This window comes from Methanocaldococcus lauensis (assembly GCF_902827225.1).
GTDB lineage: Archaea > AGJL01 > Methanococci > Methanococcales > Methanocaldococcaceae > Methanocaldococcus > Methanocaldococcus lauensis.
The window spans coordinates 575,636-592,420 of record NZ_LR792632.1; the positions used below are offsets into that span (position 1 = coordinate 575,636).

Annotated in this window: 23 protein-coding genes and 1 CRISPR repeat array; of the genes, 3 read left to right on the top strand and 20 right to left on the bottom strand. The window is 30.3% G+C overall.

Features of this window, described 5'->3' with window-relative positions:
• Positions 1-25: 25 nt before the first annotated feature.
• From KMP69_RS03280 to KMP69_RS03325, 10 genes are read right to left on the bottom strand one after another with little or no spacing between them, the layout of a single operon-like run.
• Entirely contained in the window at positions 26-226 is a 201-nt protein-coding gene (locus KMP69_RS03280; protein ID WP_214400513.1) for a hypothetical protein, read from the bottom strand.
• Between the two features lie 9 nt (positions 227-235).
• Positions 236-892, bottom strand: coding sequence for a proton-conducting transporter transmembrane domain-containing protein (locus KMP69_RS03285; RefSeq protein WP_214400514.1), 657 nt, complete (start codon positions 890-892; stop codon positions 236-238).
• Positions 889-1,584, bottom strand: a complete 696-nt coding sequence (locus KMP69_RS03290) for an EhaG family protein (RefSeq protein WP_214400515.1) — start codon at positions 1,582-1,584, stop codon at positions 889-891. Before KMP69_RS03290 ends, KMP69_RS03285 begins: the two co-directional genes overlap by 4 nt.
• 9 nt (positions 1,585-1,593) lie before the next feature.
• Entirely contained in the window at positions 1,594-2,055 is a 462-nt protein-coding gene (locus tag KMP69_RS03295; protein ID WP_214400516.1) for an EhaF family protein, read from the bottom strand.
• Positions 2,056-2,074: 19 nt separating this feature from the next.
• Entirely contained in the window at positions 2,075-2,344 is a 270-nt protein-coding gene (locus KMP69_RS03300) for an EhaE family protein (protein ID WP_214400517.1), read from the bottom strand.
• Between the two features lie 12 nt (positions 2,345-2,356).
• Positions 2,357-2,635 carry a DUF2108 domain-containing protein gene (locus KMP69_RS03305; RefSeq protein ID WP_214400518.1) on the bottom strand — a complete coding sequence of 93 codons (279 nt, stop codon included), beginning with the start codon at positions 2,633-2,635 and terminating at the stop codon, positions 2,357-2,359.
• Positions 2,636-2,651: 16 nt separating this feature from the next.
• Positions 2,652-2,897, bottom strand: coding sequence for a DUF2109 domain-containing protein (locus KMP69_RS03310; protein ID WP_214400519.1), 246 nt, complete (start codon positions 2,895-2,897; stop codon positions 2,652-2,654).
• Positions 2,897-3,391 (bottom strand): hypothetical protein, encoded by a 495-nt coding sequence (locus tag KMP69_RS03315; RefSeq protein WP_214400520.1) that lies wholly within the window; start codon positions 3,389-3,391, stop codon positions 2,897-2,899. The genes KMP69_RS03310 and KMP69_RS03315 overlap by 1 nt, the downstream gene beginning before the upstream one ends.
• Positions 3,391-3,657, bottom strand: a complete 267-nt coding sequence (gene ehaA, locus KMP69_RS03320; RefSeq protein WP_250543630.1) for an energy-converting NiFe hydrogenase A subunit EhaA — start codon at positions 3,655-3,657, stop codon at positions 3,391-3,393. The genes KMP69_RS03315 and ehaA overlap by 1 nt, the downstream gene beginning before the upstream one ends.
• A 4-nt stretch (positions 3,658-3,661) precedes the next feature.
• Positions 3,662-4,300, bottom strand: a complete 639-nt coding sequence (locus tag KMP69_RS03325) for a helix-turn-helix domain-containing protein (protein ID WP_214400521.1) — start codon at positions 4,298-4,300, stop codon at positions 3,662-3,664.
• A gap of 170 nt (positions 4,301-4,470) precedes the next feature.
• Here KMP69_RS03325 and KMP69_RS03330 point away from each other — a divergent pair, with 170 nt between their 5' ends.
• Both KMP69_RS03330 and KMP69_RS03335 read left to right on the top strand, forming a co-directional pair.
• Positions 4,471-5,070 (top strand): ZPR1 zinc finger domain-containing protein, encoded by a 600-nt coding sequence (locus tag KMP69_RS03330; RefSeq protein WP_214400522.1) that lies wholly within the window; start codon positions 4,471-4,473, stop codon positions 5,068-5,070.
• Positions 5,071-5,213: 143 nt separating this feature from the next.
• The gene (locus tag KMP69_RS03335; RefSeq protein ID WP_214400523.1) at positions 5,214-5,651 is read left to right on the top strand and encodes a universal stress protein; all 438 of its coding nucleotides are present in this window, start codon (positions 5,214-5,216) and stop codon (positions 5,649-5,651) included.
• 3 nt (positions 5,652-5,654) lie between these two features.
• On the opposite strand, the gene KMP69_RS03340 is transcribed toward KMP69_RS03335, so the two are convergent.
• The 9 genes from KMP69_RS03340 to lysS all read right to left on the bottom strand — a co-directional run bounded on the left by KMP69_RS03340 (position 5,655) and on the right by lysS (position 12,599).
• A complete protein-coding gene (locus KMP69_RS03340; RefSeq protein ID WP_214400740.1) occupies positions 5,655-6,830 on the bottom strand; it encodes an NAD(P)/FAD-dependent oxidoreductase in 1,176 nt (391 codons plus the stop codon).
• A gap of 2 nt (positions 6,831-6,832) precedes the next feature.
• A complete protein-coding gene (locus tag KMP69_RS03345) occupies positions 6,833-7,003 on the bottom strand; it encodes a 4Fe-4S binding protein (protein ID WP_214400524.1) in 171 nt (56 codons plus the stop codon).
• A gap of 29 nt (positions 7,004-7,032) precedes the next feature.
• Positions 7,033-8,043 carry a histone deacetylase family protein gene (locus KMP69_RS03350; RefSeq protein ID WP_214400525.1) on the bottom strand — a complete coding sequence of 337 codons (1,011 nt, stop codon included), beginning with the start codon at positions 8,041-8,043 and terminating at the stop codon, positions 7,033-7,035.
• A gap of 9 nt (positions 8,044-8,052) precedes the next feature.
• Complete coding sequence (locus tag KMP69_RS03355; RefSeq protein WP_214400526.1) at positions 8,053-8,589, bottom strand: 2-oxoacid:ferredoxin oxidoreductase subunit gamma; 537 nt, start codon at positions 8,587-8,589, stop codon at positions 8,053-8,055.
• 129 nt (positions 8,590-8,718) lie between these two features.
• Positions 8,719-9,540, bottom strand: coding sequence for a 2-oxoacid:ferredoxin oxidoreductase subunit beta (locus tag KMP69_RS03360; protein WP_214400527.1), 822 nt, complete (start codon positions 9,538-9,540; stop codon positions 8,719-8,721).
• 23 nt (positions 9,541-9,563) lie between these two features.
• Entirely contained in the window at positions 9,564-10,349 is a 786-nt protein-coding gene (locus KMP69_RS03365; RefSeq protein WP_214400528.1) for a hypothetical protein, read from the bottom strand.
• 25 nt (positions 10,350-10,374) lie between these two features.
• Complete coding sequence (locus KMP69_RS03370; protein WP_214400529.1) at positions 10,375-10,758, bottom strand: type II toxin-antitoxin system VapC family toxin; 384 nt, start codon at positions 10,756-10,758, stop codon at positions 10,375-10,377.
• Positions 10,736-10,936 carry a hypothetical protein gene (locus KMP69_RS03375; protein ID WP_214400530.1) on the bottom strand — a complete coding sequence of 67 codons (201 nt, stop codon included), beginning with the start codon at positions 10,934-10,936 and terminating at the stop codon, positions 10,736-10,738. Before KMP69_RS03375 ends, KMP69_RS03370 begins: the two co-directional genes overlap by 23 nt.
• Positions 10,937-11,006: 70 nt before the next feature.
• Complete coding sequence (gene lysS / locus KMP69_RS03380) at positions 11,007-12,599, bottom strand: lysine--tRNA ligase (protein ID WP_214400531.1); 1,593 nt, start codon at positions 12,597-12,599, stop codon at positions 11,007-11,009.
• Positions 12,600-12,928: 329 nt separating this feature from the next.
• Positions 12,929-14,271: direct repeats of the CRISPR family, unit length 32 nt; unit sequence GTTTCCATCCCCTTAGGGGTCTGATTTTAGAC.
• A 476-nt stretch (positions 14,272-14,747) separates the two neighbouring features.
• On the opposite strand from lysS, the gene KMP69_RS03385 reads away from it, so the two are divergent.
• Positions 14,748-15,437, top strand: a complete 690-nt coding sequence (locus tag KMP69_RS03385) for a segregation and condensation protein A (protein WP_214400532.1) — start codon at positions 14,748-14,750, stop codon at positions 15,435-15,437.
• On the opposite strand, the gene KMP69_RS03390 is transcribed toward KMP69_RS03385, so the two are convergent.
• Positions 15,421-16,686, bottom strand: coding sequence for a UbiD family decarboxylase (locus tag KMP69_RS03390; protein ID WP_214400533.1), 1,266 nt, complete (start codon positions 16,684-16,686; stop codon positions 15,421-15,423). The two genes, KMP69_RS03385 and KMP69_RS03390, sit on opposite strands and share 17 nt — an antisense overlap.
• Positions 16,687-16,785 lie beyond the last annotated feature (99 nt).

A 16,785-nucleotide genomic window follows, 5' to 3' on the forward strand; every position in this document is an offset into this window, starting at 1 on the left:
CACCATTTTTATTTTTAATTTATTTTTAATAACCTCTAAATGGTAATTTTCCTGCTCCTTTTCTACGAGTTTTTGGAATTAGGAATGAGCCAATTCCATAAAGTAGTGAAGGAATAGCAATAACATACAAAATATATACTATCAATCCATTGTAAATTATCATACCTATAACGCATAAGATTCCTATTATCAATAAATAAAGCCCCAATTTTCTCTCCTCATCCATATTCTCACCTTAAATTGTTAATAAAATTTCGACAGTCCTTACAATTAACAGTAGTGAAGATAAGTGTATCATTAAAATGTATGGAGAGCCAGGGGCTCTAAACATCTCTGCCTTAGCGGCATAGAATGGAGCAACTCCTGTCTCACCAGCCATTCCAGAGGCAAATATAATTTTTTCAAACAATAAAGATATTGAAGTCTTTGATAACTCAAATATAGATAAAGTTCCAGTTTTTGCCAGTATTAACCCTGCTGAGCCAAACAATGGAAGTGTAGAAATCATCGCTATTAAACCATACTGATAACCTGCATTCAAAACATGCTCTTTTTTTACAGCAGAAATAATTCCAATGTTTGCAATTCCTACCAATGTTAAGAATAATGCATAATCAAATAGATCATAGGTTACCATAGCCCCAGCAGTAGCCAATCCACAAAATATAGCCATCATCCTCCTAATCTTTAACTCTTTAAGAGTAACAATTTCCAATTTATCCTCAACTCTAAATTTTTGTGCTTCTAACTGCTTTTCTGGTTTTGTTAGATAAGCAATAACTGTAAATATTATGGCAATTATAAATCCAATAAATGAAAATTCTGTGAAGTTAAAGACAATATCACCAAATGGAACAATTCCTAACAAAATGCCATTAATATTTTCAATCATTTTGCCTCACCTATGAATCCAATAAGTCCAAGTTTTGAGCCAACCTTTAAAACTAAACCTAAACCAGCCATTAATAAGAATAAAAGCCATTTTTTTGGAAATAGAAAGAATCCTAAAAATCCTATAATCCATAAGCTCCACGCAATTCCTGAAAGTCCAGCCATTCCCTCCCAGAGAGTTTTTAACTCTTCAGATAATTCCAATCCTCTGACTCTTAAAGATAAAGCATAAAATAACAGTCCAGTAGCTATAACCGCCCCTCCAGTAAATCCACTTAGTATTGCTCCATAAATTATAAGAACTAATGCAAAAAACTTAGGAGATGTTTTTAAAACTTCCATATGAATATTATATTTCAAATCTCCTGTATGTATTGGAAGTTTGAACTCTTCAAACAATTTATAAACCTTTGGCTTAGGTTTTTTTGATTTTATAAATTTTCTATTTATTAAAACTTCTGAAACTGCTAAAAGTTCAGCCAAACTAACAACTAACCCTGGCAGAATTAATGCCTCACATAAATCAGACCCAACTCCTGCTATAACTACTAACATAGCACACTCAACTATATCTGTCAATATTAAAGCATGTAAGTCATCTTTTTGTGAACCAATTGCAAATAATGATAAAATACCAATGGTAAATCCAACTAATATCGTTGGATTATAAAAATAAATAACTGGATTCTCCATAAATATCACCTAATCCTTATGGAATAAGAGCCAACTGAATATAATAAATGATACTAACAGTATAGTACTCTCAAGAACTGTATCCATTCCTCTCGTATAGTAAAGAATCTCATCCAATATTCCTCCAGGCGTTGAAACTATTGTTGTTCCAAAGTAGTAAGTTTTACTTTTTATCCACTCCGCTATTGGCGTTAAGTAGGCAGTTATCTTTCCAATGTTTGGAGCATATTCAGGATACTGTGCCTTTATCAATGCTGGTTTTTTCAAAGGAATACCTCCTCTGTCGTAAGGAGCTAAAGGAGTTTTTAATGTTTGGGAGTGTGGAATTGGTTTAGGATAGAGTTGGTTATTATTTAGGTAGTGAGGAGTTAATAATCCAAATATAAATATTAATGCCAAAAATATAGAGAAAATCCTTGGAACTACTTCTGGCTTTGAGAGATAATTCCAAATTTTACCAAGTTTTTTCATTATTCCACCTAAAAATTAATTATTCAATATCAGATTCTTTTTCATATTCCTCATTTTGAATTATTGCCCTAACTAAGATTAAACTTAAAATTGCATTAACTGCTATGAATGTCATTAATGCCAATGCCTCATCATAAGCCAAAAATATAAAACAAACTCCAAAAGTGGCTACTTCTGTATTTAGTAATCTGATTAATCTATCGTTAGATTTAGGTCCAACAATTGCTCCAATGGTTCCAATAATCAACAATACATAACCAAGATACAGTAAATATTCAATATATTCCATAACTATCCCCTTTTATTTAGACAATATTGGCAACTCTCTTCCATATTTTTTCTTTTTCTTTAATGTTGTTAAGTATTTCATATAACCAAGGAGTAGTATTATGGTTGATATTGGTTCACAGATTGAGGATATTATCGCTATATCCAAATAGTAAGATGAGACAATCATTCCAATTAAGCCAACATTTAACAGGCCTAACATTATTATCTTGTTTATTGGGTTTGTGTGCAATATAACTCCTAAACCTCCAAGAATACAACAAACTCCTGAAACAATTAATAAAATTTCCAAATTTTCACCTTTATTTTTATTCTATATCTTTTACTTGCTCTATTGTGTATGCTATGGCATTAGATGTCAATGTTGAACATATAAAGTATATTATTGCCACTATTCCCCCCATGGGAGATTTTACATAAAGAGCAATTAATGCAGAGATGCAGAAACTCAAACAGCATAAATATAACAATTTTCTGGCTCTACTTCTTGTTAAAAATATTCTGAAAACCATTAACAATGCTATAAATCCAATAACTCCTTCTATTATGTCCATTATTCCCCTCTATTCATCTTTTTAGCAATTTTTCCAAGTAATATAGAGGCATATTTATGCTCAAATCCTTGAATTGAAAATATTGCCAAAATCATTCCCCCAACAAAATATTTTGCCTCAATTATAGGATTTAGAAGATAGATAATTAAAGTTATAGTTAAAGCACCAGTAGTTCCAGCGTATCCTGGGTCAGCACATAGTCTATTTCCTATCCAAACTAATAAGGCAGCTATTAACCCACCTTCAACTCCCATTAGATAGTTCATAATTGAAGCCAACAAAGTTCCTGCCGAAGCATCTGGAGAACATACAATATTACCCATAAAGTATCCTCCATTCAGATTTCCACCAATATCTTTAATTTTTTCTCCAATTGTTTTAGCCCCTAAAACTCCAGGCTTTTCTGGTAGTCCAAAGTAAGTATCAATGAGAACGAAGTTAATCCAGCAGATAATTCCAGCAATTATAAGTTTTATAATATCTAAAATTTCCATTATACCTCACCAAATAACTTATGAGCATACTTTGACAACAAAGCCCCAAATAAGCCAGCAATAAAAGCTAAATATATATAATTTCCAAACAAATTCCTAAGAATTGCCTCAATTCCTAATGCCAATATAGGCGTTGGGAATATTATAGATGTCTCAAAACTAAATCTAATAGGCTTTTTTTTAGGTAATATAGGAACTTTTAAGAATAATGCCACAACAATTGAAGTTATTAAAGATATTAAATATAAGAAAACTATATTAATCACCTTCTCACCAGTAGTGGATTATTATACAATCTTTATTAGTTGAGTAGATTGGAGGAACTTCATCTTTTGGAAACACTTGAATAATTACTTTTTTTCCAGTTTTTTCCATAAATTTTTTTTCTAATCTTCTAATGTCTGAACAGTCCAAAATAATTTCAACATTTTTATTGTCTATATGATAGCCAAAAACTTTTATTTTTCCTCTTGATAATCCAATACTTTCTATGCTCATAACTTTTAATCTATTTCTCATTTCATTTAATAGGGTTTCTCTACTTATAATCAATACTGGATAATTATCTATAATTCTCAAATATCTTTTTTCACCTTTATTTATTATCTCGGAGACAAATTCAATAAATGTATCTTCAAATTTTAATAGGGATAGAGTGTCTAAAAGTTCAATTATTGGATTTTCAATATTTTTTGAGGAAAAACATTTTAATAAGCCAAGAGTTATTGCAGTTGCTATAAGTTTAGTAGATTGTCTTTTTCCTTTTTCCAACATACTAAGATGAGATTGACTAATACCACTTTCTTTTGCCAATTTTGATTGAGTAATTTTTAATTTTTCCCTGAATGTTTGAATATATTGAGGATTTAACAATATAGCTCTTTCAATGATTTCTAATTTTTTATACATATTCTCACTAACATAGAGGAAATTATTTTCCTACATTTTTCATAATTAATCATTACATTATCGCTATCGAATAGTTTTATTCCATAAGAAATATATAAAAGTTATCTACTAAAAACCATATAGAAAATTTTATATAACAAATTGATTAAAAGTTCCCTTAGGTGATAGTTATGGAGAATGTTCAAAATGTTCAGAGATTGGACTGTCCAGTATGTGGGAGTAAGGGAAGTTTTGTAATTACAACTCATCAAATAGACATTCCATACTTTGGTCCTGTATTGGAGACAACAATGATATGTGAAAAATGCAATTTTAGAAGGAGCGATGTGTTTCCATTAGAAGTTAGGGAGCCAAAAAGATATAAATTAAAAATTAAAAGTGAAAAAGATTTAAATAAAAGAGTTGTTAGAAGTTCCTCTGCCTATATACAAATTCCTGAATTAGGAGTTGAAATAAAACCTGGCCCATTGGCTGAGGGATTTGTTAGTAATGTAGAGGGAGTTTTAAATAGAGTTGATAATATCTTACAAACTTTAATTAGATGGGCGGAAACAGAAGAGCAAAAAAAGAAAGCAGAGGAAATTAGAGAGAGAATAAAAAAATTAAAAGAAGGAAAAGATGAGGCAACTTTAATACTAATTGACCCATTAGGTCATAGTGCAATTATTGGAGAAGGCGTTGAGGAGGAGATATTGAGTGAAGAGGAAGTTGAAAAATTAAAAGAAGGAATTGTAATTATGGATTTAGATAAAGAAAAAGAGAAAAAATAATGGCTCAGTTCGGGTAAGTCTCATCACAGTTCAGATAACCCTCTTTTCATCATAGCCATTAATAATATGGTAAAAGATTTATATCCATAAATTACAAAATAACTAATAAACAAAATCTAAGTAAAACAATATATGGTGAAAACTTGTATAAAAAAATAGTTGTTCCTACAGATGGGTCAGATGTTTCAATTGAAGCAGCAAAGCACGCAATTGTAATAGCTAAAAAATTTGATGCTGAAATTTATGCAATATATGTAGTTGATGTCTCTCCATTTGTCGGAATTCCTGCTGAAGGTACTTGGGAGTTAATAAGTGAAGTGTTAAGAGAAGAAGGGGAAGAGGCATTAAAAAAGATTAAAAAAATGGCAGAAGATAACGATGTAGAGGTTCATACTGAAATGATAGAGGGAGTTCCTGCAAAGGAAATTGTTGAATATGCTGAAAAAAAAGAGGCAGATTTAATCGTTATGGGAACGACTGGAAAGACTGGATTAGAAAGAATATTATTGGGTAGTGTTGCTGAAAGAGTTATTAAAAATGCTCATTGTCCTGTTTTAGTAGTTAAAAAGCCAAAAAAATAATATTTATAACAAATCCTTAAAGTATTTTAAAAGGGAAGGTTTTTTAGTTATTATTCTTTTAACAAATTTTTTCAAATCTATACCATCTAAACTCTCTCCTAAAGCTTCTGCTAAAGCATCTAATTCATCATCACTCATTTTTTCTAAAATTTTTCTATATTTTAAGTGGTTCATTAAATACTCGTAATGTTTCTCTTTCCATCTATCCTCATATTCCTTTAAAATTTTCTCGCTCCAATCATTCATTTTTATTGCCTTACTTGCAACTTCTCCAGCTATTAATCCACAATCCATAGCTAAATAAATCCCCCCTCCAGTTAGAGGACTTATTTGCCCAGCAGCATCACCAACAACTAAAACTCCGTCAGTGTATGTTTTTTCTATAGGTCCTGAAACTGGCGCTCCTCCTACCTTAAATTCTATAGGTGTTGCTTCTTTTAATCTATCCTTTGCCATACCATTTTCTATAAAATCTTCTAAGTAATCTATTGCCTTCTTTTTTCTATCTCTCACACCTAAACCAACATTGGCAGTATCTCCTTTTGGGAATATCCAAACATAACCTCCTGGGGATATTTCATTTCCAAAATAAAATTCCATCATATTTTTGTCTAATAATTTAACATTAGCCATTTCATATTCTGCACAAGAACAAACTTCCAAAGGTTTCTTTTTTGCTTTCAGTCCAGCATACTCTGCTATATTGCTCTCTACACCATCCGCCGCTATAACAATTTTAGTTTTTATACAGTATTCCTCTCCCAAAAATTCAACTATAACATTCCAATAATCCCCATCTTTTTCTAATCCTATTGCTGTTGTTTTAACAGATACTTTTGAACCTGCTTTAGCCGCTCTTATAGCCAAATACTTGTCAAAAATTTTCCTTTCTACGACATATCCTTGTGCTTTATCTTGAGTAACTATAACCTTTTTTCCTGAAGGAGAAAATAAAATACCTCCTTTAATAATATTTCTTACAAATTCTGGTTTTGGCTTTATACCAAATTCTTCTATTGATGGAATTGCCTCAGCACATCTTACTGGTTCTCCAATTTCTTGAGATTTCTCTATTAACAAAGTTTTAGCCCCATTCTTTGCCGAAGCATAACTTGCCATACATCCTCCAGGTCCTGCTCCAACTACAACAACATCATAAGTATCGTTTAATTCTCTCATCATTATTCTCCCTCTAATGCATTTAATGGACATACGATTACACACATATTACAGTTATTACACTTCTCTATATCAATCTCTATAATATGCTCTATTAAATTAATAGCCAGTTGTTCGCAAACTCCTACACACGCTCCACAGTAGCCACATTTTTTGTAGTTTATCTTTACCATAATTTCCCTCACTTAAATATAGTTTTGGTTTAAAAAATATCCAAATATTCACTAATAACATTTTTGACTGTATTAACCATTAGTTTAGTATCTTCGGAAGGAAATATATATTTGTCTTCTTCTATATTTAATTTCTCATATCCTTCTAAAAAAGATACTGGACCATATTTTAAGCCAATCCCATAACCCCCTTCTAAAACACTTACAACGCTATATTTACTTAATTTATAGCCAGCAAACTTATAAAATGTTTCAGTTAAATCAATAGATGCTAAGCCATCATTCATATAGGCATCAAAACCAGAAGAAACTAAAACAATTTTTGGCTTAAAGTATTTTAATATAGGATCTACAATCTCAATCCATGCATATATATAATCAGAATCAGTAGAATGTGATTTAAATGGAAGATTTATTTTAGTCCCTCTTGCATTATCTCCTCCTAAATCAAATATGTCTCCAGTTCCAGGATATATTCCTTTTTGATGAAAGTCTATATGAATAATATCTTCATCATTCCAAAAAATTTCTTGTGTGCCATTTCCATGATGAACATCAAAGTCAATTATTATAACTTTTTTCATAAATTTTTTTAATAAATATGCAGAACCACAAATATTGTTAAAAATACAGAATCCATTTGATGGAGCTCCTAAAGCCCTCCCAGAGATTCCAGCATGATGTCCAGGAGGTCTTGTTAAAACAAAATATAAATCTTTATTTTTTAAAGATAACTTTACAGCATCTTTGGACATTTTAAATGCTGATAATGCCGCGTCTAATGTGTCTTTACATATATAGGTGTCAGTATCATAGTATGTAAAATTTAAATTACTTAGATTAATTATAGTTTCAACATACTCTTTATCGTGAATTTTTAAAATCTCATCAATAGTGGATTTTTCAGTCATCAAAATTATATCGTTGTATCCTTTTGATTTCAAATTTTCTAAGATTATTTTAACTCTTTCTGGATTCTCTACATGATAAAATTTAGGTTTATGCTTTAAAACTTCTGGATTAAATAATATTTTTGGCATTATTCATCCCTAAATCAATTTTTCATAGCCAATATTGAATGCCATAAGGTTTTTTTCTTCAGTTCCTTTTGGAACACTATCTAAAATCGCTTTTTCCATACTCTCCTTTGAGACAATTTTTGTTAATTTAGTTAATGCTCCCAACATAACGATATTCGCAACTATTGGAAGTTTTATCTCCTCTGAGGCAATTCTCGTAAATGGAACTTTATAAATTTTTACATCAACTTCTGGTTTTTCAGATGTAGAAACTAAATCCTCATCAACTAATAAAATTCCTCCTTCTTTAATGTCGTCTTTATATTTATCATATGCCTGTTGTGACATACATACTAAAATGTCTGGCTTTATAACTTTTGGATAATCTATAGGCTCATCACTTATAACTACCTCAGATTTACTTGCTCCTCCTCTTGCTTCTGGTCCATAAGATTGAGTTTGAACTGCCTCCTTATTATCGTATAAAGATGCGGCTCTACCTAAGATAACTCCTGCTAAAATTATCCCTTGACCACCAAATCCAGACAGTCTTATCTCTTTTCTCATTCTAACCCTCTCCCTTTCAATTTAATTTTTTAATTTGGAAATAATAAATTTTAGAAGATTATTTAAGTTTATTTATACGATAAATTATTCAAATAAATTGCATGCATAATTGTTGATTTATTGTTTTTGTTATTCTTTATTTTTTTCTTTTAGTCTTTCTATTAATTTATTTAATTCTTCAACAAATTCTGGTTTTTCAATGTCTAAAAACTCTCCAACTATTATTTTTCCATTTAGTTCTTCTTCACTTAGGTTTTTAGCTCTGTTTATATGAATGGAATTTTCTTTAAAAAATTTAATCATATCTGCTGGTCTTCTTGAAATATTAAATCTACCGTAGTATGTTGGACATTGAGAAACTACTTCAATAAAAGAAAATCCTTTTTTCTGAATACCCTTTTTAATTGCTCTAACAAGTTGAATTGGATGAGCCGTTGTCCATCTTGCCACATAAGTGGCTCCAGCAGACATAGCCAATTTACATAAATCCATACTATTCTCTATAAAGCCATAAGGGGCTGTAGTAGCTTTTTTTCCATAAGGAGTTGTTGGAGAAACCTGCCCTCCAGTCATTCCATATATGTTGTTATTTATACAGATAACTGTTAAATCTATATTTCTCCTACATCCATGAATAAAGTGATTCCCTCCAATAGCTGCTAAATCTCCATCTCCTGTAAATACAACAACATATTTATCTGGCCTTGCAATTTTTACACCGGTTGCAAATGCTATAGGTCTTCCATGGGTTGTGTGTAAAGAATCACAATACAGATAGCCTGGAATTCTTGATGAACAACCTATTCCAGAGATAGCTATGTAGTCTTCAGGCTTAATGTTTAATTCTTCAATAGCCTTTAAAAAACAGTTTATAACTATTCCATTACCACAACCAGAACAGAAAATATGTGGCAATCTGTCCCTTCTCATATACTTTAAAGAAGGATGCAAAATATCACCTCAAAATTTTTATTTTATCTCTTTTTCATAGTTACAGTGTGGCTTAATTCAAACACGGCTCCAGACAACTCATTCCCAATATCTTGAATATCTGCCAAATCTAACTCAATCTCATCTTTTTGAACCGATATTGCAACAGGTAAATATTTATAGGCTATTTCAAACATTTCAAAAGGTTTGCATAATAAGTCAATTCCAATCAATCCATCAAAGTTTTTATCACTGAAATTTTGAGTTTTAATTTTATTGATAATTACATTTTCCATATCTAAAGAGGCTATCAAATCCTTTATAACCTCTTCCTCGCTTTTTCCAACACCTTCAAAAACTGCCTTAACCCTTATAAATCCTTCATCTTCAAAATCAATTATTTCATCTTCGTCATATTTTCCTTTTTTGTATTCTTCTACATTAATCTCTTTCTTTTTTTCTTCATCTATATATACGTTAAATCCAACCTTGTAGGTTTCTACAAATGTTTTAAAAAAACTTATAACTAAGGCTAAGACTTCATTTATTTCATTAGATTTGAGCTTTAATTTTGCTGGCTTTATAACTTCTATATCAGCACCATACTTTAAACAGAAATCTATATAATCTTTAAAACTATTAAACTCTATTTCAAATTCTCCAATTTTTGTATAAAACTTTAAATTTTCATTTTCTTCTAAATCTTCATCAATATATCTAAGTTTAGCGTTATACTTTTCTTTTAATTCCTTAGATAATTTTTCAAATTCTTTTTCAACAACATCTTTTACATTTCCTTTAACTTCTTCTAATGCATGTATTTTTATCATTTATACCACCAAAGTAAAAATATAATTATTTAACTCCTATAAGATTAATTCCTTCAAATTCACAACACTTCTTAAAATCGCTATCAAGAGATGCTAATGAAAAACCATAAAATTTACAAGTAGCTAAAATTAAAGAATCATTAGGCAGGAGCTTAAACTTAGTAATATACTTTTCTGCAATCTTAACTACTTCTTCAGTTAAATCAAGCATAATAAAAGAGTTTAAAAAATCAAAAACCTTATTTAAGTCACCTTTTCCATATTTTATATAAATATACACTACCTCACTAAAAACTATTGGGTTTATTGCAAGTTCATAATTTTCTATATTATGTAACAAACTTATAGCTTCATTATTTCCTTTAAGACTCTCAATTATTACAGAACTATCTACAAAAACTCTGCTCATGAGCTTCCACCTTTAAATCCTTCCAAGATTTATCTGTCTTAATAGATCCTTTTAATTCCTCCAAAAGTTTAAATAAATGATTTTTAGTATTGTAAAATTTTGCAATTTCCTTAACTATCTTTATAAATCTCTCTTCCATTCCATCTGGAACTTTAACCCTTATTTCTACTACTCCCATAGTATCCCTCATAACATAATCTAATAATAATCACTATAAAATTAATTTTGTAAAATCAAAATATAAAATTTTAATCAAATAAGGAATATCTTCTTAATACAAAATCCCTTCCTAAGGTAGCTAAGAAAGAACCCAACTTTGGACCATACTTTTTGCCCAATAAAATCATATATGACGCTTGGAAAGCATCTCTTGGATTTAAACCAATATCTTTTGCAGTTTGGTATATCAATTCATGCAAAGATAAAGCGTCAAATTCAGCAGTCTTTAATTTTTCAGCAAAGTATTTAATCCATTCTTTTTGTTTATCCTTCAATTTTTCATATATTTCTTTTGCTTCATTCTCATCAATTATAATCAACTTTTCTCCATACTTCAAAGCCCAGTTTCTTGCCATTAGTAATCTATCCTTTAACTTTTTTAAGCTAAATTCATCAATATTTTCCACATTGTAATTATTCCTTTTCAAAATTTCAAATACTCTCTCCATATCTACATCATTTTTTTCTTCATTGTATGTTAGTTGAGCAATAATTGAGCAAAATCTGTATGGGACTACAAAAGGCTTAGTTTCAGGGATTTTTGGAGTTGATAATTCATAAATTCTTATTTTTTCTAAGTCATCCTCATTTAAGTCATCTTTATCTTTGTTGTTGAAGTAAAACTCTTCCAATCTATCATATTCATCAACTAAGTCAGGAATTTTCTTTAAATCAAAGTCAATGTGTTTTGTTGGCTTACTTCTCATAATTAAATATCTTAAAATCTCTGGGTGAGCTATGTAAGTCCAATCCTTTACAGCAAACACTACACCTTTTGAGGAACTCATTGGAATTGCTTTATTTCCAACCTTTAACTGAATCCATTCATAAACAACCTTTTTAGGAGGTTCATAATTATAAACTTCTCTTGCTATTAAAACTCCTGTATCATAACTACCTCCAGCGGCGGCGTGGTCTTTACCCATTGGCTCGATTGTTACATTGAATATGCTCCATCTCGCTGGCCAATCTACTCTCCATGGAAGTTTTGCTCTACCTTTGTAAGGTTTTACAACTCCCTCAACTCCACAAATCTCACATTTATAATATACTTCTTCTTTCTCACTATAATATTTTAAAACCTTTGTCTTTAATTTTCCACAATTTTCACAAACCACATTAATAGGATACCAATCTTCTGGTAATGGAGTAGATCTAAATTTATTTAAAATTTCCATTATTTTTTCTCTATTCTCTAAGGCAATTTTTATTTTCTCATCGTAAAGTCCTTCTTTATAAAGTTTGTCTGCCCTATAAGTTGTTATTTCAATTCCTAAGTTATCTAAACTCTCTAAGTATGGTTTTAAAAAGTGTTCAGCATAACTTTCACAGCAACCTTCTGGACAAGGGATTTCACTTAGAGGCATTCCAATGTATTGTTCAAACTCTTTTGGTAAAAATGGATACAACTTTCTCAAAGGGTCGTAAGTGTCTGCTATAAATATTAATTCTGCTTTAACATCCATATTTTTTAAACTTTTATAAATTGCATCTGCTGTCAGTGTTTCTCTTGCATTTCCTATATGAATATGTCCCGAAGGAGTTATTCCAGTAGCCACTACATACTTATCTACTTTTTTCTCTTCAATTAATTTTTTAGCTATTACATCAGCCCAATGCATAATTCCCCTCAATAATTTTGTTTTAAAAAACTGGATGGAATTACTTATTTTATTGAACTATATAAAAATTAATGTTGTATTACATATTCTAATAATTTATATATTTCTATATATAAATTTTTTATGCTATTAAAAATAAAAAATTTAAATATTCTCATTTCCTTAGAGGTCTGAGTTTTAAACCCATAGGGCTCCGCCCTATTGGGATACCCGGGATGCATTGCTTCGCTAACGCTCAGCAATGCCTCTTAAATTAAAATCATTTTTCCCTTTGGGGTCTGATTTTAAACAGATAATAGCAGTGTTGAAGATAAGAGAGATGTTCCAGAATATCCATCCCCTTAGGGGTCTGATTTTAGACATTATTACTATCTCTCATATGGAAGATTTAGCACAAGTGTTTCCATCCCCTTAGGGGTCTGATTTTAGACAAGTATTGAAGATATTACGGAAAATGATTTATTAATTTCTTTCCATCCCCTTAGGGGTCTGATTTTAGACAATTATTAACGCATTCCTTATAGTCATTCTACTATTTTTTCCATCCCCTTAGGGGTCTGATTTTAGACCAAAACAATACACAACCAAAAACTAACAAACCAAAGTGGATAGAGTTTCCATCCCCTTAGGGGTCTGATTTTAGACGATGTTATATATTTAAATACTCTTAAAAATTATATGGTTTCCATCCCCTTAGGGGTCTGATTTTAGACTATATTGATGAGAATGGAGAGAAGTTTTGGGCTTTAGAAACGTTTCCATCCCCTTAGGGGTCTGATTTTAGACCAGATGATGAAATGATTGAAATATTCAAAGAAGCAACAATGTTTCCATCCCCTTAGGGGTCTGATTTTAGACGTTAGGTGGCATACATTTGAGATTTGTGGGCATAGAATGTTTCCATCCCCTTAGGGGTCTGATTTTAGACTCCCATAACCTAAATTTTTGAAATTTTAAAAAAGTTTCCATCCCCTTAGGGGTCTGATTTTAGACATAATAGGTTGGTATTGTGGTTTGATACAACTATGTTTCCATCCCCTTAGGGGTCTGATTTTAGACAGGTTCGTTGGAGACAAGTTAAGGAAAAAAGGAAAAGGTTTCCATCCCCTTAGGGGTCTGATTTTAGACCTGGATTGGGAGGAAAACCAGCTGCAAGAGAATGGGTTTCCATCCCCTTAGGGGTCTGATTTTAGACTTGTGTTGATTGCTTGACTTATGTATGCAGCTAAGGTTTCCATCCCCTTAGGGGTCTGATTTTAGACCATTTTATCCCTCTTTTTTAAAAATTTCAAAAATTTGTTTCCATCCCCTTAGGGGTCTGATTTTAGACAAAAAAATTGTAAAATAAAAAAGTTAGTATTTAACTGTGTTTCCATCCCCTTAGGGGTCTGATTTTAGACAGGAAAACTCATAAAGGTAAGTTAGTTGAATTTGAGTTTCCATCCCCTTAGGGGTCTGATTTTAGACCTTTTTCAATTTTAAGAAAATTTTAGGTTATGGAAGTAAGTTTCCATCCCCTTAGGGGTCTGATTTTAGACGAAGAATGGCTCAATACAAGAAAAGATGAAGATTTTTGTTTCCATCCCCTTAGGGGTCTGATTTTAGACACACATTATGCTATGAGATATGACTACGAAACTGTTTCCATCCCCTTAGGGGTCTGATTTTAGACAGGGCATAATTTTTTGAGATTAAGGACTAAAATTACTTTATTATGCTTCTTTGTTGGGGGGTTATAGTTCGGAGGGTCAGTAACCCTTGTTATTTATATACCTCCGAACTTATATATAAACTTTTCTATTTTTATTTATTAGTTTAAAAATTCTTTAAATTTTTAATATTAACCTAATTGTCGGAGAAAATTAGGTATAAAGACAATTAACTAAAATCTCCTAAAAATCTCAATAATTTAATAAAACCGAATACTCAAATTAATCAAAATAGACGACCCTCCAAAATTTAATAAAATCCCCTAAAATTTAAAAATATTAAATTAAAATCCTCTAAATCAAAAAATAAAAATTTTTAGCGAGAGAGAATATGTCAAAAAGCATAAATTATTTTACATTATATAGACAGATATAACCAAAGATATATATAAATGACTTAAAATACAAAAACAATATAAATTACTGAATTAGGGATAAGATGGTTGATTCTAATTTTGACATATCTCTATGGGTTAAAATGATTAAGGAAGGAATTGAGAAAAAAAACTTAAATCCTTGGGATGTGAATATTTCTGAAATTGCAGATTACTATATAACTAAAATTAAAGAACTTAAAAAATTTGATATTAGATTATCGGCTGATGTAATTTTAGTAGGAGGAATACTTTTAAGGTTAAAGTCTGAATCTTTATATAATGAATGTAGTATTGAGGAAGATGAAGATTTTTATGATAATGAAGATGATTATGAAGATTTTTATATTGACGATAACGAGATTAAAGAAAACAATAAGAAAAGTGTAAATAAAGAAAACAATAAAGATAAAAAAAGTAAAAAAACCATAACTGTAGATGAATTAATTAAAACTATTGAAAAAGAACTTAAAAAAGTAAAAAAGTCTAAAAGAAAAAAGGAAAAAGATATAAAAGAAGTAGAAGAAATCGTAGAGAAATTATTAGAAGAGGAAGACATTTCTGATATAATAGAAAAACTTTTAGAAGATTTAATGAAAGAAAAAATAATTATATATCAGGAAAAGTTTAAAACAAAGGATGAGAGAGTTAAATATCTTTTGCCTTCTTTATACTTGGCTAATGATGGTAAGGTTGAGTTAATTCAGGAAAAATTATTTGAAAAATTAATAATAAAATTTATTCAGGAATCTTAGCCCTTTCAAAATGCTCCTTTCCTTTAATTAAACTCATTGTTGCATCAATTCCCACCTTTGTGGTTAATCTATTTTTTAAGTCACTTGAGGGGTCTAATGATGAGCCCTTTACTCCAGGAATTATAATAATATCTTTATCACCTTGAACTCTTGTGGCAATAGCATACTCAACATCATTTATATCAAATATATTTATATCTTCATCAACAACTACCACATGTTTTAAACTTGGATGTGATGCAAAAGCCGCCAATATAGCATTTTTTCCATCTCCTTCTGTTCTTTTTTCTATCTGTACTACTGCATGGAGCCAGCAACAACCTCCTTCAGTTAATACAACATTCTTTACAGTTGGAACAGTATTTCTAACCCCCTTAAATATTCTTGGTTCTTGAGGCATTCCCATTAATGTCTTATGCTCTATTCCCCCAGGTAATAATGCGTGGAATATAGGTTTTTCTTTACTATACAATTTTTTTATTTCAATAATTGGTTGTTTTCTAACAATATCGTAAGTTCCAGTTATATCCACAAATGGTCCTTCATCATCTAACCTATCAACGATAACTCCCTCAATAATAAATTCTGCTTCAGGAACTAACAAACCGTTATCTAACTCAAAAACCTCTAACGCTCCCCCTAACAATGATGCTGAAAATTTAAGTTCGTCAAATGTTATATCTGCTGATGTAGAGCCAGCTAATAAAACTGCTGGATGGACTCCAATAATTATTGCCACATCTAAATAACCTTTTTCTTTCAATGCCTTTTTATATAAAAAATGTAAATGTCTTTGTTCTACCATTCTTATAACTAAATGATTGTCTTTAACTAAAATTCTATGAATTGATAGATTATAGCCATAATCTTCATCATTTACAACAACAACACCACTCGTTATATATGGACCAGCATCTTTTTCATAGTATGTAGGAATTGGCATTTTTTTAATATATTCTGGCTCTTCTTCAATATAACTCTCTCTTAATTTATTATTTTTAATTAATTTTCCATCTTTTTCTTTTTCCATTGCATCGAGCATAAAAAATATAAAGTCTTCTTTTTTCACATTGAAAATCTTTGCTAATGTTTCTCTACTACAAATATTACCAACTACTTCAAATCCATCCACATCTTTTATATAAACTGGCTTTCCATCATACTCCTTTAAGATTCTTGAAACTTCAAAAATTTTATTTGCCTTTTCTATTACAATTGGATTTAATTTATCAATGATTTCTCTAATCATACTTTCACCAAAATATTATGCTTAATAAAAATATCTTTATAAATCATAAATCTTTTGTTTTTATATATTTATGGTAGTGTCATAATCATACACTAAACC